Genomic DNA, 20,234 nt, shown 5'->3' on the forward strand with positions numbered 1-20,234 from the left:
CCAACCGGACATGCGCCGCCCGGACAACGGGCCGACTCTGGACAGACGCGCACTCCGCGCCGCACGAGGAGGCGAAATGAGCTGGTTGTGGGCAATCATCGTGGGACTGGTGCTCGGTGTCCTCGCCAGAGCGATCCTGCCGGGTAAGCAGGACATCCCGCTCTGGCTGACGGCCGTGTTCGGCATCCTCGGCAGCATCCTCGGCAACGCCGTGGCCGGCTGGATCGGTGTCGAGAACACCAAGGGCATCGACTGGATCCGTCATCTGCTGCAACTGGCGGGCGCCGTGGCGGTCGTCGCCGTCGGCGACATGGCCTGGCAGGCCTTCCGAGGCAACCGTAAACAGCGAACCTGACCCAGCGGGGTCACACACAGCCGCGGCCGGACACGCGAAGAACGCGTGTCCGGCCGCGGCACTGTGACGCGGGGGAGGGTCAGCCGACCGGGCCGACCTCCACGGCCGCCAGGTTCTTCTTGCCCCGGCGCAGCACCAGCCAGCGCCCGTGCAGAAGCTCCCCGGCGTCCGGCGCGACTTCGCCGTCGACGACCTTCACGTTGTTCACGTACGCGCCGCCCTCCTTGACCGTGCGGCGCGCACCCGACTTGCTGGGCGCCAGACCGACCTCCACCAGGAGGTCCACCAGCGGTCCCAGCTCGGCGACGGTGGCGCCCGGCACCTCGGACAGGGCCGCGCTCAGCGTCGCCCCGTCCAGCTCGGCCAGGTCGCCCTGCCCGAACAGCGCCTTCGACGCCGCGATGACCGCGGCGCACTGCGCGCCGCCGTGCACCAGCGTGGTCAGCTCCTCGGCCAGCGCGCGCTGCGCGGAGCGGGCCTGCGGCCGCTCCTCGGTCAGCTTCTCCAGCTCCTCCAGCTCCGCACGGCTCTTGAAGCTGAGGATGCGCAGGTAGCGCGAGACGTCCCGGTCGTCCACGTTCAGCCAGAACTGGTAGAACGCGTACGGCGTCGTCATCTCCGGGTCGAGCCAGACGGCACCGCTCTCGGACTTGCCGAACTTCGTCCCGTCCGCCTTCGTCATCAGCGGCGTCGCCAGCGCGTGCACGACCGCGCCCGGCTCCAGCCGGTGGATCAGGTCGATGCCCGCGGTGAGATTGCCCCACTGGTCGCTGCCGCCCTGCTGAAGGGTGCAGCCGTGCCGGCGGTACAACTCCAGGAAGTCCATGCCCTGGAGCAGCTGGTAGCTGAACTCCGTGTAGCTGATGCCCTCTTGCGACTCCAGCCGCCGGGCGACCGAGTCCTTGGTGAGCATCTTGTTGACCCGGAAGTGCTTGCCGATGTCCCGCAGGAACTCGATCGCGGACATGCCCGCGGTCCAGTCCAGGTTGTTGACCATCGTCGCCGCGTTCTCGCCCTCGAAGGACAGGAACGGCTCGATCTGCGAACGCAGCCGGGCCACCCAGGCGGCGATCGTCTCCGGGTCGTTCAGCGTGCGCTCGGCGGTGGGCCGCGGGTCACCGATCTGGCCCGTCGCGCCGCCCACCAGGGCGAGCGGCCTCAGCCCGGCCTGCTGGAGCCGCCGCATGGTGAGCACCTGCACCAGGTGCCCCACATGCAGGCTGGCCGCGGTCGGGTCGAAGCCGCAATAGAAGGTGACGGGACCGTCCGCGAGAGCCTTGCGCAGTGCGTCCTCGTCAGTGGACTGGGCGAACAGCCCGCGCCACTTCAGCTCGTCGACGATGTCCGTCACGGTTCCGGTGCTCCTAACGAAGGTAGAAATAATCCAGGTGTCAGTCTAGGCGGGTCACACCCCCGGGCTGACCGAGCTCATGTTGAAGTCCGGGATGCGCAGCGCGGGCATCGCGGCCCGGGTGAACCAGTCGCCCCACTCGCGCGGCAGCGTCTTCTCCGTACGCCCGGCCTCCGAGGCCCGCGACAGCAGGTCCACCGGCGACTCGTTGAAGCGGAAGTTGTTCACCCCGCCGACCACCTCGCCGTCCTCGACCAGATAGACGCCGTCCCGGGTCAGCCCCGTCAGCAGCAGCGTCGCCGGATCCACCTCGCGGATGTACCAGAGGCAGGTCAGCAGCAGCGCCCGCCCGGACGTCGCGGCGACCATCTCCTCCAGCGACCGCTCGCCGCCGCCCTCCAGCAGCAGGTTGTCGATGGCCGGGGCGACCGGCAGCCCGGTCAGGTCCGCCGTGTGCCGGGTCGTCGTCAGCCGCTCCAGCCTCCCCTCCCGGACCCAGTCCGTCGGGGCCAGCGGCAGCCCGTTGTCGAAGACGGAACCGCTGTCGCCGGAGGAGTGGGCGATCACGAACGGCGCCGACTCCAGCCCCGGCGCGTGCGGGTCGCTGCGCAGGGTGAGCGGAAGCGGGGCGAGTGTCTCGCCCAGCCGCGTACCGCCGCCCGGCGTGGAGAACACCGTCCGGCCCTCCACGGCGTCCCGCGCGGTCGACGACCACAGCTGGTAGATCAGCAGGTCCGCGACCGCGGCCGGCGGCAGCAGCGTCTCGTACCGGCCGGCGGGCAGCTCGACGCGCCGCTCCGCCCAGCGCAGCCGCTGCGCCAGCTCCGCGTCCATCGCCGCCGGGTCGACGTCCCGGAAGTCCCGGGTCGCCCGGCCCGCCCACGCGGAGCGCGTACGGTCCGGCGACTTCGCGTTCAGCTCCAGCGTGCCGTTCGGCTGGTCGTGGCGCAGCCGCAGCCCCGTCGACGTCCCCAGGTAGGTGGAGGTCAGCTCGTGGTTCGCGAACCCGTACAGCTCGCGGCCCCCGGCCCGGGCGCGCGCGAAGGCGTCGCCGAGCGCCGGGGCGAAGTCGGCGAAGACCTCCGAGCCGGTCTCGGCGGGCGCGTCCGTGAAGCCGGGGGAGGAGGGCGCCCCGCTCACCAGCGGCTGAGCGTCCTCCGCCGGATCCGCGCCCCGCGCGGCGGCCTCGGCGGCCCGCACCAGCGGCTCCAGGTCGCCCCGGGTCACCGCGGACCGGGAGACGACGCCGGACGCCGTCCCCTTCGCCCCGTCCACGGTCGCGATGACGGTCAGGGTCCGCCCCCGGGTCACCCCGTTCGTGGTGAGCGCGTTGCCCGCCCAGCGAAGATTGGCGGAGGACTGCTCGTCGGCGATGACCACCAGGCCGTCCGTGGCGGACAGCTCCAGAGCCCGCTCGACGATCTCGTACGGCTTGCTGACGCGGCTCATCGTCCGGCCTCCTGCGTCGTATTGAGGATGTTGACGCCCCGGAAGAGGGCGGAGGGGCAGCCGTGCGAGACCGCGGCGACCTGGCCCGGCTGGGCCTTGCCGCAGTTGAACGCGCCGCCCAGCACGTACGTCTGGGGGCCGCCGACCTTCTCCATCGAGCCCCAGAAGTCCGTGGTCGTCGCCTGGTACGCCACATCGCGCAGCTGCCCGGCCAGCCGCCCGTTCTCGATGCGGAAGAACCGCTGCCCGGTGAACTGGAAGTTGTAGCGCTGCATGTCGATCGACCAGGACCGGTCGCCGACCACGTAGATCCCGCGCTCCACCCCGCCGATCAGGTCCTCCGTCGACAACCCGCCCGGGTCCGGCTTCAGGGACACGTTCGCCATGCGCTGTACGGGGACGTGGCCCGGCGAGTCCGCGTACGCGCAGCCGTTGGAGCGGCCGAGGCCCGTCAGCTTCGCGATGCGGCGGTCCAGCTGGTAGCCGACCAGCGTGCCGTCCTTCACCAGGTCCCACGACTGCGCCTCGACGCCCTCGTCGTCGTACCCGATCGTCGCGAGCCCGTGCTCGGCCGTGCGGTCACCGGTCACATTCATCACGGGGGAGCCGTACGCCAGCTTGCCCAGCTGGTCGAAGGTGGCGAACGAGGTACCGGCGTACGCCGCCTCGTACCCCAGCGCCCGGTCCAGCTCGGTGGCGTGGCCGATCGACTCGTGGATCGTCAGCCACAGGTTCGACGGATCGACCACCAGGTCGTAGCTCCCCGCCTCGACGCTCGGCGCGCGCATCTTCTCCGCGAGCAGCCCGGGGATCCGCTCCAGCTCGCCGTCCCAGTCCCAGCCGGTCCCGGTCAGGTACTCCCAGCCCCGGCCCGCCGGCGGCGCGATGGTCCGCATCGAGTCGAACTCACCGCTCGTGCCGTCCACCGCGACGGCGGTGAACTGCGGGTGGATCCGCACCCGTTGCTGCGTGGTGACGGTGCCCGCCGTGTCCGCGTAGAACTTGTTCTCGTGCACGGCCGTCAGGGACGCGTCCACATGCGCCACCCCCTCCGCGCCCAGCAGCCGCCCGCTCCACTCGGCGAGCAGCGCCGCCTTCTCCTCGTCCGGTACGGAGAAGGGGTCGACGTCGTACGCCGATACCCAGGTCCGTTCACCGTGCACCGGCTCGTCCGCCAGCTCCACGCGCTCGTCGGAACCCGCCGCCGCGATCACCTTCGCCGACAGCTTCGCCATCGCGACGGCCTGCGAGGCCACCTTCGCGGCGGCGTCCATCGTCAGGTCGACACCCGAGGCGAACCCCCACGCCCCGCCGTGCACCACCCGCACCGCGTACCCGAGGTCCGTGCTGTCCGACGCGCCGGCCGGCCGGGCGTCCCGCAGCCGCCAGGAGGCGCTGCGTACCCGCTCCAGCCGGAAATCGGCGTGGGTCGCGCCCAGCGCCCGCGCTCTGGCGAGCGCCGCGTCGGCCAGCGCGCGCGACGGCAGGGCCAGGAATGACTGATCTACCTCGTGGGGCACGGGGAGTTCCCTTCTCGATACACCACGGCAGTGAACCATGCCGGAGGGTGACCGCACCGGGGGATATCGAGGACGCGTGGGCCGACCACCTACCCGCGCGGACTGTAGGAACCCGACAGCACCCCGGACAAGCCACTGTCAGGGCCCGATTCCTCGATCGGCGCACGGTACCGATAGGTTTTCGACGTACCAGACCGCCAAGGAAAGGGTGATCCGTTGAGCCGCTCGGTTCTCGTCACCGGAGGAAACCGGGGCATCGGCCTCGCCATCGCCCGCGCCTTCGCCGACAACGGCGACCAGGTCGCGATCACCTACCGTTCCGGAGAGCCGCCCCAGGCGCTCACCGACGCCGGTGTCCTCGCGGTCCGCTGCGACATCACCGACGCCGAGCAGGTGGAGCAGGCCTACAAGGAGATCGAGGAGAAGCACGGTCCCGTGGAGGTGCTGGTCGCCAACGCGGGCATCACCAAGGACCAGTTGCTGATGCGGATGTCGGAGGAGGACTTCACCTCCGTCCTCGACACCAACCTCACGGGGACCTTCCGGGTCGTCAAGCGCGCCAATCGCGGCATGCTGCGCGCCAAGAAGGGCCGTGTCGTCCTGATCTCCTCCGTCGTCGGGCTCCTCGGCTCGGCCGGCCAGGCCAACTACGCCGCCTCCAAGGCCGGGCTCGTCGGCTTCGCCCGGTCGCTGGCCCGTGAACTCGGATCGCGGAACATCACCTTCAACGTCGTCGCCCCCGGTTTTGTCGACACCGACATGACCCAGGCGCTCACCGAGGAGCAGCGCAAGGGCATCGTGTCCCAGGTGCCGCTCGGCCGCTACGCGCGGCCCGAGGAGATCGCCGCCGCGGTGCGCTTCCTCGCCTCCGACGACGCGTCGTACATCACTGGAGCCGTCATTCCCGTTGACGGCGGATTGGGCATGGGTCACTGATCACCATGAGCGGAATTCTCGACGGCAAGCGCATCCTGATCACCGGGGTGCTGATGGAGTCGTCCATCGCGTTCCACGCCGCGAAGGTGGCCCAGGAGCAGGGGGCCGAGGTCATCCTGACGGCCTTCCCCCGCCCCACCCTGACCGAGCGCATCGCCAGGAAGCTGCCGAAGCCGGCCAAGGTCATCGAGCTGGACGTGACCAACCAGGAGCACCTAGACCGGCTCGCCGGTCTGGTGCGCGAGGAGCTCGGCTCCCTGGACGGCGTCGTCCACTCCATCGGCTTCGCGCCGCAGGACGCGCTCGGCGGCAACTTCCTCAACACGCCGTTCGAGTCCGTCGCCACCGCGATGCACGTCTCGGCGTTCTCCCTGAAGTCGCTGGCCATGGCCTGCAAGCCGCTGATGAGCGAGGGCGGCTCGATCGTCGGCCTCACCTTCGACGCCCAGTACGCCTGGCCGCAGTACGACTGGATGGGCCCGGCCAAGGCCGCGCTGGAGGCCACCTCCCGCTACCTCGCCCGCGACCTGGGCAAGGACGGGCTGCGCTGCAACCTGGTCTCCGCCGGACCGCTGCGCTCCATGGCCGCCAAGTCCATCCCGGGCTTCGAGGAGCTGGCCGACGTCTGGAACACCCGCGCCCCGCTGGCCTGGGACATGAACGACCCGGAGCCGGCCGGCCGCGGCATCGTCGCCCTGCTCTCCGACTTCTTCCCGCGCACCACGGGCGAGATCATCCACGTCGACAGCGGCGTGCACATGATGGGCGCCTGACCCGCGAACCACCCCGCCTGACGGCCCCCGGCCGCGTACCCCCTCCTGGTTCTCCGGAGGCGGTACGCGGCCGGGGGCCGTTCACGGTCCGTGGCCTCCCGGTGCCCCTCCGGTCGAAAAGTCGGCCGATCCACCGCAGAATGAGGAGGAACCGGACTTCTTGTCAGGCTGCGGGAGGGAGATCGCCGTGCGTCCCCAGCGCCGCCGAACCCGTCTCCTCCTGGCCGCCCCGGTGGTCGCCGCCGCGCTTGCCGTCCCTCTGGGAATCCACGCCGCCAGAGGAGCCGACTCCGGTACGGAAGCGAAGCCCCCGAAGCCCGAACCGGCCGGCTCGGAGTGCCGTACGTCCGTCGAGGGCTCCCGCGTCGTCGCCTACTGCCACAACCCCTACCCCTCCACCGACCTGGTCCGGCTGCACACCGAATGCGACCGCTGGTGGGACGTCGACGCGGACGGGGCGGCGGTCGCGGTGGAGCCCGGCCGGACCGTACGCCTCGAGGACCGCTGCTGGAAAGAGATCGCCACGGCGTGGGTCAGCCACCGTCCCGCCCCCGTCTGATCCGAGCGGTGCCCTTGCCGTACGCGGTGCCTTTGCCGTACGTGGCCCGGGGCGCCGCTACACCCGGTCCGTCAGGCAGGTCAGCGCGTGGCTCGCCGCCTCGGCCGCCGCCGTCTCCGCGTCCCCCGCCCGGATTGCCTCGACCAGCCGACCGTGGTCCATATGGTTCTCCGGCCGCAGCTCGGGGCCCACGTCGCCGCGCAGGTAGTCGCGCAGCAGATCGCCGAGGTCGGCGTAGAGCTCGGTCAGGACGTCGTTGTGCGAGGCCGCGACCACCGCCAGGTGCAGCGTCGCGTCCGCCGCCACGAACGCCTCCGCGTTCCCCGACGCCCAGGCCTCCTCGCGGCGCGCCATCAACGTGTCCAGCTGCCGCAGATCCCGCTCGGTGCGCCGGGCCGCCGCCAGCCGGGCCGCCGAGGATTCCAGCGTCGAGCGCAGCTCCGCGATATGGCGCGGATCGGCGGCCGCGAACCTGCGGTGCATCACCCCGGCCAGCTCGCTCGTGGCGATCACATAGGTGCCGGAGCCCTGCCGGATGTCCAGCAGCCCGTTGTGCGCGAGGGCCCGCACGGCCTCGCGGACGGTGTTACGGGCCACGCCCAGCTGCTCGACCAGCTCGGGCTCGGTCGGAATCCGCGAGCCGACCGGCCACTCGCCCGAGGTGATCTGGTTCCTCAGCTGGGCGATCACCTGGTCGGCGAGTGCCGAACGCCGTGGAGACGTCAGCGCCATGATGCTCCTTGCTCGTGGGCCGGCCCGGAGCCGCCGGGCCGAAGAAGATGTCGGGGCCGGATTCTCCCAGGAAACCCGGGAGATCACGGGGTGGGACGGATTGGACAAGTAATCATCCCATGATTCTATGATGGCCTCATGCCGGACGACGAGACGCAGACCCCGACCCTGAACCGCGGCGCCGCCGCGCGCACCTCCCGCGAGCTCCGCGCCCAGCGGCTCCCCGGTGCGGGCGAGGCCCCCGCACCCTGGCTGCTGCGCCTCATCGCCGTGGGACTCGTCCTGGCCGCCCTGAACCTCCGCCCCGCCATCACCAGCCTCGGCGCCCTCCTCGAAGAGGTCCGCGAGGGGCTGCACATGAGCGGGAGCGTGGCCGGCGTCCTCACCTCCGTGCCGCCGCTCTGCTTCGCGGTCTTCGGGATCATGGCGCCGCGCCTGGCCCGCCGCTTCGGCACGGGCGCCGTGGTCTGCGCGGGCATGGCCGCCATCGCGGCCGGCCTGCTGATCCGCCCGTACATCGGCTCCACCGCCGGGTTCCTGGCCGCCAGCGCGCTGGCCCTGATGGGCATCGCCGTCAGCAACATCCTGATGCCGGTGATCGTCAAGCGCTGGTTCCCCGACCGGGTCGGCACCATGACGGGCCTCTACTCCATGGCCCTGGCGCTCGGCACCGCCCTGGCAGCCGCCGTCACCGTCCCCGTCACCGGGGCGCTGGGCGGCGACTGGCAGGCGGGACTCGTCGTCTGGGCCGTGCTCGCCGCCGTCGCGGTGCTGCCCTGGATCATCCTCGTACGCGACCGGACCCCGGCCCCCGGACAGCCGGCCCCCGCTCCGGGGCGGGCCGCCGCGCACACCGAGGCGCCGGCCCTCCGGATCACCCGCAGCCGCACCGCGTGGGGCCTCGCCTGCTTCTTCGGGCTCCAGGCCACCGCCGCGTACATCACCATGGGCTGGATGCCGCAGATCTTCCGCGACGCCGGGGTCTCCGCCGGCACGGCCGGACTCCTGCTCGCGGTCACCATGGCCATGGGCGTCCCGCTCGCCTTCGTCATCCCCCGGGTCGCCTCCCGGCTCAAGCAGCAGGGCCCCATCGTCGTCGTCCTCGGCCTGTGCGGCCTGATCGGCTACGGCGGCCTCTACCTCGCCCCCGCCGCCGGCGCCTGGGCCTGGGCCCTGCTCCTCGGCGTGGCCAACTGCGCCTTCCCCCTCGCCCTCACCATGATCGGCCTGCGGGCCCGGTCCGGCGCGGGCGTCGTCCGGCTCTCCGCCTTCGCCCAGTCCACCGGCTACCTGCTCTCGATCCCCGGTCCGCTGCTCGTCGGCGTGCTCTACCAGCACAGCGGCGGCTGGGGGCTGCCGATCGCGCTGATGGCGGGCCTCCTGATTCCGCAGATGGTGGCCGGGATCCTCGCCGGCCGGGACCGGACGATCGAGGACGAATGCTGAGATGCGACACTGACCTCATGCCAGTGCTCGATCCGAATCCCCAGAACGGCCAGAAGAAGCTTCTCCTCGTGTTCGGGGCGATGCTCCTCATCACCGTCGTCATCGGTGTGATCGCCACGATCGCCTCGCCCTGACGCCCGACGGCCTGATGGTCGCCCGAGAACCCTGAAACCCCGAGGGGTGGGGCTAGCACCACCTTCCCCTAGGGGGCCAGGGTCAGGGTGAAGTGGGTAGGTCACCGGATGGGGCCGGCCGCCTCCGGTCCGTAAGTTCTTCGGTGACGACCCGATGACTTGACGGAGGCGGACATGCCGACACCGACGCACACCAGGTCCCACCGACCGGCCGCGGACGGTGTCGAGATCCGGCTGCCCTGGTGGGCCGTCGCCCTGCCCGCCATCGCGTTCGCCGCTCTGCTGCTGATGATCCTCAGCCCCGGACAGGCCCAGGCCGCCACCACCGGAGACCCCGCGCTCGGACAGCTGATCGAGCGGACCCTCCAGCTGCTGTCCCGTTGAGGCGAACCAGCCCCGGACCAGCACACCAACTCCCTGCACGAGCACGTCAACACCCTGCGCCGGAGGCCGCGTTTCATGCGAAGCTGAGGTGTATGAGCGTCGAGACACCTCGCAGGATTGTCCTTCTCCGGCATGCCAAGGCGGAATGGTCACAGGCTTCCGATCATGAGCGTCCGCTGGCCGAGCGCGGCCGCAAGGACGCGCCCGTGGCCGGCCGCAGGCTCGCCGATTCCGGCATCGATTTCGATCTGGCCCTCTGCTCCAGTGCCGCCAGGACGCGGGAGACCTGGAAGCTGGCGGTCCATGAATTCTCCCAGCGACCCCGGACCGTCTACGAGGAGAGGCTGTACGAGGCCTCCCTCGGCGAACTGATCGCCCTGTTCAACGAGACCCCGGACGAGGTGCGCAACCTCCTGGTCATCGGCCACAACCCCGGGATGCAGGGGGCCGCCGACGCCCTCTCGGGATCGGCCGAGGGCGACACCCTGGCCCGGATGACCCGGGACGGCTTCCCCACCGCCGCCTACGCCGTGGTCGAGTTCCCCGGCTCCTGGAAGAGCGTGGAACACGGGGCCGGCAAGCTCACCGAGTACTGGACGCCGAACGACTGAGCGCTGCCCACGAGAACGATCAGGGCCCTGGCACGGATATGGCGTGCCGGGGCCCTGCCGCGTAAGGCCGCGTACGACTACGTGAGACGGTGTACGGCTCCGAGACCGGCGGCCCGGGGCCGTCAGTCGACGAGGCCGTCCGCCGCCTCGACCTCTTCACGGGTGATGCCGAGCAGATAGAGCACGGTGTCCAGGAACGGCACGTTCACCGCGGTGTGCGCCGCCTCACGGACCATCGGCTTGGCGTTGAAAGCGACGCCGAGCCCGGCGGTGTTCAGCATGTCGAGATCGTTCGCCCCGTCCCCGATCGCCACCGTCTGGGCCAGCGGCACCCCCGCCTGCTCGGCGAAGCTCCGCAGCAGACGGGCCTTGCCCGCCCGGTCCACCACCTCGCCGACGACCCGGCCGGTGAACCTGCCGTCCACCACCTCCAGGGTGTTGGCGGAGGCGAAGTCGAGGCCGAGCCGTTCCTTCAGGTCGTCCGTGACCTGGGTGAAGCCGCCCGAGACGACGCCGACCTGGTAGCCGAGCCGCTTCAGCGTACGGATCAGGGTGCGGGCGCCGGGGGTGAGCCGTACCTCGGCGCGGACCTTGTCCACCACCGAGGCGTCCAGACCGGCCAGCAGCGCGACCCGGGCGTGCAGCGACTGCTCGAAGTCCAGCTCGCCGCGCATCGCCTGCTCGGTCACCCGGGCGACCTGCTCCTCGCAGCCCGCGTGCGCCGCGAAGAGCTCGATGACCTCGTCCTGGATCAGCGTGGAGTCGACGTCCATGACCACCAGCCGCTGGGCCCGGCGGCTCAGCCCGGCCGAGACCACCGCGACGTCCACGCCGATCTGCGCGGCCTCGGTCGCCAGCGCGGTCCGCAGCTTCGCGGTCCCGGTCCCCGAGACCGCGAACTCGACGGCGGTGACCGGGTACTTCGCCAGCCGGAAGATACGGTCGATGTTCCCGCCGGTCGCGGTGATGGTGGCCGCTATGGCGGCGGTCGACTCCGCGGTCAGGGGGTGCCCCAGCACCGTCACATGGGAACGGCCGTCACCGCGGGGGCGGTTGTCGCCGATACCGGAGATGATCTCGGCCTGCAGCGTCAGGGAGTCGGCCCAGCTGTGCACGGTCGCCCGCAGATCGCCCTCGGTGGTCCCGCCCGCGGTGGGCGAGGTGACCAGAGCGCACAGCACGATGCGGCCCCGGGTGACGACCTGTTCGATGTCCACGACGTCGACCGCGTACGCGGCGAGGGTGTCGAAGAGCCCGGCGGTGATGCCGGGGCGGTCCTTGCCGAAGATCTTGACGAGAAGCGTGGGTGCGTCGCCGCCCGGAGGGATCCCGCCGCCGGGGCCGTCGACCCGGCGGGGCTCAGAGGGCTCCGAGGGCTCAGAGGACGAGAGGGGCTGAGGTGGCTGAGATGCGCTCATGGTGCTCCCACCGTATCGGTCCCACCGGCTCCTCCGGCCGCCCGTCCCGAGTGCCGGACGGAATTCGCCCCGGCGCTGTCCGCTGCGCCGAGCGGCGGTCTCCGCGGCCTCGGCCCGGGGACATGGGACGTCGCGGATCTGGCCGGTACGGGGCTTGCGCTCGGACACACCAGCCGTCTTGTATCCGCCGGTATACGGTCGATAAATCTTCTCTGGGCGGTAACCGGACCTTCATCCGCACTTCACCCGTTCCGTGGCTGTTTCGCTCCCCGGTATCAGGGCGTTCGCGCACGTCTCCGCGCGCTCTTCACCCGCCCGACTTTCGGATAGGGGACTGGTCCTGGAATAGTTCCCCACGATGTTCAGCATCCCTAGACTCCCTGCGACGGGGGTAACACGGGGGACAACTAGTGGGGCGCGGAGTGCCGGAACTCGTACTGGAATTGAATGGCAACACCTGGACGCTCGATCCATCCAGGTCGTACACCCTTGGACGCGATCCTCAGGGCGACCTGGCGATCGACGATGCCAGGGTGTCGTGGCGGCATGCCACGATCAGCTGGAGCGGCCGTAGTTGGTTCATCGAAGACCACGGCAGCACCAACGGCACCTATGTGCAGGGTCAGCGGATCCAACAGGTGGAGCTCGGCCCCGGCTCGGTGCTGCACCTGGGCAACGCCACCGACGGGCCCCGGGTGAGCCTCGGCCCCGCCGCCGGCGCCGGTGTCGGCGGCGGGCACGCGGCCGGTGCTCAGCAGGCCCCCGCGCAGCAGCCGCACCACCAGCCCCAGGGGGGCGGCGCGGGCTGGCACGGACAGCAGGCCGCTGCCCAGCACCAGCCCCCGGCCCACCACCAAGCTCCTGCCCCGCACCAGGCTCCTGCTCCGCAGCAGGCCTGGCAGCAGCAGCCGCAGGCGCCACAGCAGGCCCCGCCGCAGCAGCCTTCGCACCAGAAGGTGCCGCACCAGCAGAGCCCCGGGCATCCGGCCGGACCGGGACAGGGCGGCGCCGCGGGGGCGCCGCCGGTCTACGGCGACCGCAGCCCGACCACGTTCCACCAGCTGGCCCTCGGCCGGGTCATGCGCATCGGCCGTGCGCTGGAGAACGAGCTGGTCGTCTCCGACCTCCAGGTCTCCCGCCACCACGCCGAGTTCCACGCGACGCCCGACGGCCGCTTCGAGATCCGCGACCTCGGTTCGCACAACGGCACGTACGTCAACGGTCTGCCGCTCCACAAGTCGGGCTCCGCGCTCATCGGCGCGAACGACATCGTCGGCGTCGGTCACTCGACGTTCCGGCTGGTCGGGGACCGGCTGGAAGAGTTCGTCGACACCGGTGAGGTCTCCTTCTCCGCCCGCCACCTCACGGTGACGGTCGACGGCGGGAAGCAGATCCTCAAGGACGTCTCCTTCGGCGTCCCCGAGAAGTCGCTGATCGCGGTCATCGGCCCGTCCGGTTCGGGAAAGTCCACCCTGCTCAAGGCGCTCACCGGCTACCGGCCCGCCAACCAGGGTGACGTCCTCTACGACAACCGAAACCTGTACAAGCAGTTCGCCGAGCTGCGCCAGCGCATCGGTCTGGTCCCGCAGGACGACATCCTGCACAAGGAACTGACCGTCACCAAGGCCCTCAAGTACGCGGCCAAGCTCCGCTTCCCCGCGGACACCACCGAGGCCGAGCGCCAGTCCCGGATCACCGAGGTCCTCGCCGAGCTCAAGCTCGACATCCACAAGGACAAGAAGATCACGTCGCTCTCCGGCGGCCAGCGCAAGCGCGTCTCGGTCGCCCTGGAGCTGCTCACCAAGCCCTCGCTGATCTTCCTGGACGAGCCGACCTCCGGCCTCGACCCGGGCATGGACCGCGATGTCATGCAGCTGCTGCGCGGCCTCGCCGACGACGGCCGCACGGTGCTCGTGGTCACGCACTCGGTCGCCGAGCTGGCGATCTGCGACAAGCTCCTCGTGATGGCCCCCGGCGGTTCCGTCGCCTACTTCGGTCCGCCGGAGGAAGCGCTGAACTTCTTCGGCTACACCAGCTGGGCCGACGTCTTCTCCGCCTTCGAGAACTACCGCGACTACGACTGGGCGGGCCGCTGGCGCGGTTCGCAGCACTACCAGATGTACGCCGCCGACCTCGACGCGGTCGCGGCCGCGCCGGTCAACATGCCGCCCCCGCAGCGGATGCGCCCGCCGAAGCCGCAGGGCTGGATGGCGCAGCTGTGGACGCTGATCCGGAGATACTCCTCCGTCATCGCGTCCGACAAGGGCTTCATGGGCCTGATGCTGATCCTGCCCGCCGTGCTGGGCGTGGTCAGCGTGGTCATCCCGGCGGAGTTCGGTCTCGCCGAGCCCGAACCGCCGTCCCGGTTCAACGGCAAGGCCGGAACGATCATGCTGATCCTCGCGGTCGGCATGTGCTTCTCCGGCGCCGCCAACTCCGTACGAGAGCTGATCAAGGAACGGGTCATCTACGAACGGGAGCGGGCCACCGGCCTGTCCCGCTCCGCGTACCTGATGTCCAAGGTGATCGTCCTCGGCGTGATCACCGCCTTCCAGGGCGTGATCATCTGCGGCATCGGCTTCGCCACCCGCGATCTGCCGTCGGAAGGCCTGATCATGCCGCCGGCCGTCGAGATCTGCCTCTCGATCATCGCGCTGGGCTTCACCTCGATGATGTTCGGCCTGGTCATCTCCTCGCTGGTGAAGACCTCCGAGAAGACCATGCCGCTGCTGGTCATGTTCGCGATCATCCAGGTCGTCTTCACCGGCGTGCTCTTCCAGGTGTACGGGTCGCCCGGCCTGGAGCAGTTCGCCTGGCTGATGCCGTCCCGCTGGGCGATGGCCGCGGCCGGCACCACGCTGGACCTGGCGCACCTGATGCCGCCGTGGGACCCGAAGAACCCCACCGACCTCGACCCGCTGTGGGAGCACACCGCGAGCCAGTGGGGCATCAACATCGCCGTGCTGCTCGCGCTCGGCGTGATCTGCGGCATCGCGGTCGCGCGCCTGCTGCGGCGCCACGAGCCCGAGGTCATGCGCAAGTAGAGTCCCGCCGGGACGGAGCGACGCCGGAGGCCGGCACCCCGAGGGGTGCCGGCCTCCGGCGTGTGCACGGCTGGACTCCGTACGTGCTGGACTCCGTATGTGGCTGGGCTCAGTAGGGCTGGGCTCAGTACGCGCTGTCGACGTTGTCCATGGTGCCGTAGCGGTCGGCCGCGTAGTTGCAGGCGGCGACGATGTTGGCGACCGGGTCGTACAGGTCCTTCTTGGTGCCCGCCACGTGGTAGCGGTCGAAGGTCGGCTGGATCACCTGGAGCAGGCCCTTGGACGGGATGCCGTTCCGGGCGTTGATGTCCCAGTTGTTGATGGCCCAGCGGTTACCGCTGGACTCCCGGATGATGTTGCGGTGGATCCCCTCGTAGGAGCCGGGGATGCCTTCCTTCTTCATGATCGACATGGCCTCGCGGATCCAGCCGTCCAGGTTGTTCGCGTAGACGGGCTTGCGCGGGGTGGAGCGGTTCGCTGCCTCGGTGCCGCGCTTCTTTGCGTCCGCCTTGGCCTCGGCCTTCGCCTTGGCGTCCGCGGCGGCCTTGGCCTTCGCCTCCGACGCGGCCTTCGCCTTCGCGGCGGCGGCCTTCGTCTCGGCGGCGGCCTTGGCCTTGGCGGCGTCGGCGGCCTTCACCAGCTGCTCGGCGGTGGCGTGCTGCTCGAGCATGCTGTTCTGCACGGTCTTGGCCTGGGCGGAGCCTGCGGCGTTGGTGAAGGCCACGGGCGCGGCGGCAGCCGCTGCCTGCGGGGCGATCTCGGCCTCGGCGTTCGACGGGACGAGCGAGAAGGTCAGGGCGGCGACGCCAAGGGCCGACACACCGGCCACGGAGATCTTCTGGACCTTGTTCAGACGACGGACACGGCTGGGTATGCGAGTCGCAGACATGTAGGGCTACCTCTTCGAATGCTCAGGGTGTCCTCACGGAGGACGAGACGGGAGGCGGTGATGCGTACCTCCGTCGGGGACGAGAGCAATTCTTAGCGGCAGCAAAATCGTGTGGCAAAGGTGTGACGTACGAAGGTGGGTAGTGGAGCAGGGTCCTGTTCGTCCGAATTGACCCCCTCGTACGCCCGCTCAAATCGCCCTTATGTGCCCACTAGGTACGTTCGTAAGTGACGTAGGCCCTATGCCTGGGCTCACATCGGCGACGCGACGGTCTCACTATTCGTTGCTTGAGCAATTCGTAGCGTCACGTTCCTCATCCGGCAGGATGAGGTGGACGTCCCCGAACTCGTGCCAGAGATAGCGCTCCTGGAGCGCCGCCTCGTACCCGAGGCGCAGCGCCTCGCGCCCCGCCACCGCCTCCAGCATCAGCAGGTGCGAGGCCTCCGGCTCGTGCAGCCCGGTCAGCAGCCCGTCCACCACCCGCACGCCCCGCCGCGGCGTCACCACCAGATCCGTCCACCCCTCGGTCGGCCGGACCACCCCGTCCGCCCCCGCCGCCGACTCCAGTGCCCGCACGGCCGTCGTCCCCACCGCGATCACCCGCCCGCCCGCCGCGCGGTCCTCACCGCGCGCCGCCCGCACCGCGTTCACCAGCCACGCCGTCGCCGCCGGCACCGCGAACCGCTCCGGGTACGGCGGCTCGTGCGCCTCCGCCGAAGCCACCCCCGTATGCAGGGACAGCGGAGCGAACAGCACCCCCCGGCGCGCCAGCCTCGCCACCAGCGCGGCCGTGAACGGGCGCCCGGCACTCGGCATCTCCGCCGAACCGCTCCCGTCCGGCGACGGCACCGCGAACACCGTCCGGTACGCCGACAGCGGCTGATCCCGCTCCGTGTACCCGTACCGGATGGGCCGCCCGTACCGCCGCAACAGCTCCGGCACCGACTCCGGCGCCCGCGCCCACCACAGCCGGGCCCCCGCCGGGGGGCCCTGCGGCTCCTCCAGGACCAGGGCCCGCCCGCCCGGCAGCCGCACCACCGCCCCCGCGGGCCCGCCCGGGCGCGGCCCGGTGACCCCTGCCCCGCCGGGGGCCCGCAGCTCCACCGCCCACCGCCCGTCGGCACCCAGCGTCGAGAAGTGCACGACGACCCGCTCCCCGCCCACCCGCCCGTTCACGGCGGCGGGCAGCGTCATGGACGTGTTCACCACCAGCACGTCGCCGGCCCGCAACTGCCCGGGCAGCTCCCGGAACGCATGGTGCGAGACCGAACACCCCCGCGACACGAGGAGCCGTACGTCGTCACGCCCCGAACCCCGCTGCTCGGCCGGCACCCGGGCCGACAGGGCGTCCGGCACTCGCCACGCCACCGGGCCCTTCGGCCCACCGCCCCCGGCCCACAGCCGCGCGGCCCCGTCGACCAGGCCCACGTCACCTCCCGCCGAGCCGAGGCCCGGCACCTCGGCGCCTGACCCGTCCGTCGTCATCCCGCCCGGGCCGGGGGCGGCGGTGTCCGCCCGGCCCGGGCGGGGCGAGCCGGTGCCCCATCGGCCCGGGCCGGGCGCGGCCGTCTCGACCCCACCCGGGTGGGGCCCGTCGGTGCCTATCCCGTCCGGGCCGTACGCGGCCGTCTCGACCCCCTGCGGGCGGCTCGGGGCGGGCTTCACCTGGTCCAGGCGGCCCGTGTCGGTGTCCACCCGGCGCGGGTGGCCCGTGGCGGTGTCCACCCTGCCCCGGCTGGGCGTGGCGGTGTCCGCCCGGCCCTGGCAGGGCGTGGCGGTGTCCACCCCGTCCGGGCGGCTCGGGTGGTCGGGCTTCACCCCGCCCGGGCTCGCCGCCGCCGGCCCCCTCCGGTCCGGGCACCGCTCCCGCGCGCTCACCGCGGGCCCCCGCCCGGACCTGCCGCCCCCTCCAGCAGGGCCGGAGCGGCGAACCGCCCGCTGGCCGGCCGCTCCCGCACCAGCCGCAGGAACGCGGGCGCCACGCTCTCCGGCGTCGGCCGCACCTCGTCCGCCTCCTCGGGGACCGCCGCGGCGTACAGGTCCGTCGCCATGTCACCCGGGTCGACCGCCCACACCCGCAGCCCCGGCTCCTCCTCGCCCAGGACCGCCGCCAACTGGTCCAGCGCCGCCTTCGACGCCCCGTAACCGCCCCACGTCGGGTACGGCTCCGCCGCCGCGTCCGAGCTGATCACCACCACCGCCCCCGCCTCCGCGGCCCGCAGCGACGGCAACGCCTCCTGGACGAGGCCGAGCGCCGCCACCACATTGGTCTCCAGCGCCCGCCGCAACCCCTCCAGCGGCAGCGCGTCCAGCCGGACCAGCGGTTCCGCGCCCAGCACGCTCGCGTTGCTCACCAACAGATCGAGACCGCCCAGCGACCGGGCGGCCGCCACCAGATCCGCCCGGTGCGCCGCGTCCGTGACGTCCCCCGGCACCGCCACCACCCGCGTCCCGGACCGCCCGCGCAACTCCCGCGCCGTGTCCTCCAGCACCCCGGCGGTCCGGGCGTCCAGCACCAGGTCCCACCCCTGCCCGGCCAGCGCCGTCGCCAGCGCGCGCCCCAGCCCCTTCGAACCACCCGTGATCACAGCGACCGGCATGGTGACCGTCCCCTCAGTACCCTCGGTTTCCGCCGGGAAGCCCCGGCGAACCCACCGTAGGAAGCCCCGGCCGCACCGCGCCTCGCCCCGGAGCCGCACCCGTACCCGGTACTTCGGCGTAGGTCCCGAGCAGTCCTAGGACCTTCGGCCTAGAGGCCCGCCGCCCGGACCTAGGCCACCCGCAAAGCCACCACCGACCCCGGCCCGATACGGCCGCGCGGCCCCCGCCGGTACGGTGATCCCATGAGTCATCGCCCACCGTCGGGCCTCGCCGCGGTGAGTGCCGCGCTCCTCGCCATGAGCCGGCACCTCGAAGTGGGCGACGTCCTCAAGACGATCGTCGCCTCCGCCCGTGAACTGCTCGACGCCCAGTACGCGGCCCTCGGCGTCCCGGACGACCACGGCGGCTTCGCCCAGTTCGTGGTCGACGGCGTCAGCGACGAACAGTGGAAGGCCATCGGCCCGCTGCCCCGCCAGCACGGCATCCTCGCCTCGATGCTCCACCAGGCGAAGCCCGAACGCCTCGCCGACGTCCGCGAGGACCCCCGCTTCGAGGGCTGGCCCGACGCCCACCCCGACATGTCCGACTTCCTCGGCCTGCCCATCACGGACGGCGACGAGATCATCGGAGCACTGTTCCTCGCCAACAAGCTGTGCCCCAAGCCCGAGGGCGGCTGCGGCTTCACCGCCGAGGACGAGGAACTGCTCCAGATGCTCGCCCAGCACGCCGCCATCGCGCTCACCAACGCCCGCCTCTACGAGCGCAGCCGCGAACTGACCATCGCCGAGGAACGCTCCCGGCTGGCCCACGAACTGCACGACGCGGTCAGCCAGAAGCTGTTCTCGCTCCGCCTCACCGCCCAGGCCGCCACCGCCCTCGTCGACCGCGACCCGGTCCGCGCCAAGGGCGAACTCCAGCAGGTCGCCGCCCTCGCCGCCGAGGCGGTCGACGAGCTACGGGCCGCCGTCGTGGAACTGCGCCCCGCCGCCCTCGACGAGGACGGGCTCATCGCCACCCTCCGCACCCAGATCCAGGTCCTGGACCGGGCGCACGCCGCCGAGGTCGCCTTCGAGAGCCGCGGAGTGCGCGCGCTGCCCGCCGCCCAGGAGGAAGCGCTGCTCCGGGTCGCTCAGGAAGCCCTCCACAACGCCCTGCGCCATTCCGGTGCGGAGCGCGTGAGCGTCACCCTGGTCCGGCGTGGCACCGACACCGTCCTCCGTGTCACCGACGACGGGGCAGGCTTTGACCCCACCGCCGTGCGGCGGGCGGGCCGCCACCTCGGCCTCGTCTCCATGCGCCACCGGGCGAACAGCGTCGGCGGCCGACTCACCGTTGCCTCGGAGCCCGGCAAGGGCGCCACGATCGAGATGGAGGTCCCCGGTGGCTGACAAGACCATCAGGGTGCTGCTGGTCGACGACCATCAGGTGGTCCGCCGCGGACTGCGTACGTTCCTGGAGATCCAGGAGGACATAGAGGTCGTCGGCGAGGCGTCAGACGGCGCGGAGGGCGTGGCCCGGACCGAGGAGCTCCGCCCCGACATCGTGCTGATGGACATCAAGATGCCCGGCACCGACGGCATCGAGGCCCTGCGCCGCCTCCGGGAGCTCGACAACCCCGCAAAGGTACTCATCGTCACCAGCTTCACCGAGCAGCGCACAGTGGTCCCCGCCCTGCGCGCCGGAGCCTCCGGTTACGTGTACAAGGACGTCGACCCGGACGCCCTGGCCGGGGCGATCCGCTCGGTCCACGCCGGTCACGTCCTGCTCCAGCCGGAGGTCGCGGGAGCGCTGCTCGCCCAGGACGACGCGGGCACCGGCACGGGCCGGGGGAGCACGCTCACGGAGCGGGAACGCGAAGTCCTCGGCCTCATCGCGGACGGGCGTTCGAACCGCGAGATCGCCCGTGCGTTCGTCCTCTCGGAGAAGACGGTCAAGACGCATGTGTCGAACATCCTGATGAAGCTCGACGTGGCCGACCGGACCCAGGCGGCGCTGTGGGCGGTACGCAACGGAGCGGCGGGCTGACGCCGGC

At 71.6% G+C, this 20,234-nt stretch carries 19 protein-coding genes; 11 read left to right on the forward strand and 8 right to left on the reverse strand.

All coding sequences use genetic code 11. From position 1 onward, the window contains the following. The first annotated feature begins 76 nt into the window (after positions 1–76). The gene (locus N7925_RS29115; protein ID WP_265602370.1) at positions 77–355 is read left to right on the forward strand and encodes a GlsB/YeaQ/YmgE family stress response membrane protein; all 279 of its coding nucleotides are present in this window, start codon (positions 77–79) and stop codon (positions 353–355) included. Between the two features lie 79 nt (positions 356–434). Here the strand turns inward: N7925_RS29115 and tyrS are convergent, their stop codons facing one another. From tyrS to N7925_RS29130, 3 genes are read right to left on the reverse strand one after another with little or no spacing between them, the layout of a single operon-like run. Then, on the reverse strand, positions 435–1,706 hold the full coding sequence (gene tyrS, locus N7925_RS29120; protein WP_274345636.1) for a tyrosine--tRNA ligase: 1,272 nt from the start codon (positions 1,704–1,706) through the stop codon (positions 435–437). 54 nt (positions 1,707–1,760) lie between these two features. Continuing rightward, positions 1,761–3,155: a metallopeptidase TldD-related protein gene (locus N7925_RS29125; RefSeq protein ID WP_274345637.1), complete on the reverse strand. Its 1,395-nt coding sequence runs from the start codon at positions 3,153–3,155 to the stop codon at positions 1,761–1,763. After that, positions 3,152–4,675, reverse strand: a complete 1,524-nt coding sequence (locus N7925_RS29130; RefSeq protein ID WP_274345638.1) for a TldD/PmbA family protein — start codon at positions 4,673–4,675, stop codon at positions 3,152–3,154. Before N7925_RS29130 ends, N7925_RS29125 begins: the two co-directional genes overlap by 4 nt. A 216-nt stretch (positions 4,676–4,891) precedes the next feature. Here N7925_RS29130 and fabG point away from each other — a divergent pair, with 216 nt between their 5' ends. The 3 genes from fabG (at position 4,892) to N7925_RS29145 (ending at position 6,943) form a co-directional block, all read left to right on the forward strand. Then, entirely contained in the window at positions 4,892–5,611 is a 720-nt protein-coding gene (fabG, locus tag N7925_RS29135; protein ID WP_265602374.1) for a 3-oxoacyl-[acyl-carrier-protein] reductase, read from the forward strand. A 5-nt stretch (positions 5,612–5,616) separates the two neighbouring features. Beyond that, positions 5,617–6,384, forward strand: a complete 768-nt coding sequence (fabI, locus tag N7925_RS29140; RefSeq protein WP_265602375.1) for an enoyl-ACP reductase FabI — start codon at positions 5,617–5,619, stop codon at positions 6,382–6,384. A gap of 187 nt (positions 6,385–6,571) precedes the next feature. Next, positions 6,572–6,943 (forward strand): hypothetical protein, encoded by a 372-nt coding sequence (locus N7925_RS29145; RefSeq protein WP_274345639.1) that lies wholly within the window; start codon positions 6,572–6,574, stop codon positions 6,941–6,943. Between the two features lie 57 nt (positions 6,944–7,000). On the opposite strand, the gene N7925_RS29150 is transcribed toward N7925_RS29145, so the two are convergent. Next, positions 7,001–7,675 (reverse strand): FadR/GntR family transcriptional regulator, encoded by a 675-nt coding sequence (locus tag N7925_RS29150; protein WP_265602377.1) that lies wholly within the window; start codon positions 7,673–7,675, stop codon positions 7,001–7,003. 138 nt (positions 7,676–7,813) lie between these two features. Between N7925_RS29150 and N7925_RS29155 the strand changes: the two genes are divergently transcribed. From N7925_RS29155 to N7925_RS29170, 4 genes are all read left to right on the forward strand, one after another. Beyond that, positions 7,814–9,121, forward strand: a complete 1,308-nt coding sequence (locus N7925_RS29155; RefSeq protein WP_274345640.1) for a CynX/NimT family MFS transporter — start codon at positions 7,814–7,816, stop codon at positions 9,119–9,121. Between the two features lie 17 nt (positions 9,122–9,138). Then, positions 9,139–9,255 carry an SGM_5486 family transporter-associated protein gene (locus N7925_RS29160; RefSeq protein ID WP_007446146.1) on the forward strand — a complete coding sequence of 39 codons (117 nt, stop codon included), beginning with the start codon at positions 9,139–9,141 and terminating at the stop codon, positions 9,253–9,255. Between the two features lie 174 nt (positions 9,256–9,429). Then, positions 9,430–9,639: a hypothetical protein gene (locus tag N7925_RS29165; RefSeq protein ID WP_018957741.1), complete on the forward strand. Its 210-nt coding sequence runs from the start codon at positions 9,430–9,432 to the stop codon at positions 9,637–9,639. A 92-nt stretch (positions 9,640–9,731) separates the two neighbouring features. Then, entirely contained in the window at positions 9,732–10,250 is a 519-nt protein-coding gene (locus tag N7925_RS29170; RefSeq protein WP_265602379.1) for a SixA phosphatase family protein, read from the forward strand. A 122-nt stretch (positions 10,251–10,372) separates the two neighbouring features. On the opposite strand, the gene serB is transcribed toward N7925_RS29170, so the two are convergent. Continuing rightward, a complete protein-coding gene (gene serB / locus N7925_RS29175) occupies positions 10,373–11,668 on the reverse strand; it encodes a phosphoserine phosphatase SerB (RefSeq protein ID WP_274345641.1) in 1,296 nt (431 codons plus the stop codon). A gap of 410 nt (positions 11,669–12,078) precedes the next feature. Between serB and N7925_RS29180 the strand changes: the two genes are divergently transcribed. Beyond that, positions 12,079–14,712 carry an ABC transporter ATP-binding protein/permease gene (locus tag N7925_RS29180; RefSeq protein ID WP_274345642.1) on the forward strand — a complete coding sequence of 878 codons (2,634 nt, stop codon included), beginning with the start codon at positions 12,079–12,081 and terminating at the stop codon, positions 14,710–14,712. A gap of 124 nt (positions 14,713–14,836) precedes the next feature. Here the strand turns inward: N7925_RS29180 and N7925_RS29185 are convergent, their stop codons facing one another. The 3 genes from N7925_RS29185 to N7925_RS29195 all read right to left on the reverse strand — a co-directional run bounded on the left by N7925_RS29185 (position 14,837) and on the right by N7925_RS29195 (position 18,201). Further along, positions 14,837–15,601, reverse strand: coding sequence for a transglycosylase SLT domain-containing protein (locus tag N7925_RS29185; RefSeq protein ID WP_265602382.1), 765 nt, complete (start codon positions 15,599–15,601; stop codon positions 14,837–14,839). A gap of 276 nt (positions 15,602–15,877) precedes the next feature. Further along, a complete protein-coding gene (locus N7925_RS29190; protein WP_443032361.1) occupies positions 15,878–17,086 on the reverse strand; it encodes an S-adenosylmethionine:tRNA ribosyltransferase-isomerase in 1,209 nt (402 codons plus the stop codon). A 389-nt stretch (positions 17,087–17,475) separates the two neighbouring features. Further along, positions 17,476–18,201 (reverse strand): SDR family NAD(P)-dependent oxidoreductase, encoded by a 726-nt coding sequence (locus N7925_RS29195; RefSeq protein ID WP_265602383.1) that lies wholly within the window; start codon positions 18,199–18,201, stop codon positions 17,476–17,478. Positions 18,202–18,444: 243 nt separating this feature from the next. Here N7925_RS29195 and N7925_RS29200 point away from each other — a divergent pair, with 243 nt between their 5' ends. Beyond that, on the forward strand, positions 18,445–19,590 hold the full coding sequence (locus N7925_RS29200; RefSeq protein ID WP_274345643.1) for a GAF domain-containing sensor histidine kinase: 1,146 nt from the start codon (positions 18,445–18,447) through the stop codon (positions 19,588–19,590). Further along, a complete protein-coding gene (locus N7925_RS29205; protein WP_265602385.1) occupies positions 19,583–20,227 on the forward strand; it encodes a response regulator in 645 nt (214 codons plus the stop codon). Before N7925_RS29200 ends, N7925_RS29205 begins: the two co-directional genes overlap by 8 nt. Positions 20,228–20,234 lie beyond the last annotated feature (7 nt).

The sequence above is a fragment of the Streptomyces sp. CA-278952 genome (assembly GCF_028747205.1).
GTDB lineage: Bacteria > Actinomycetota > Actinomycetes > Streptomycetales > Streptomycetaceae > Streptomyces.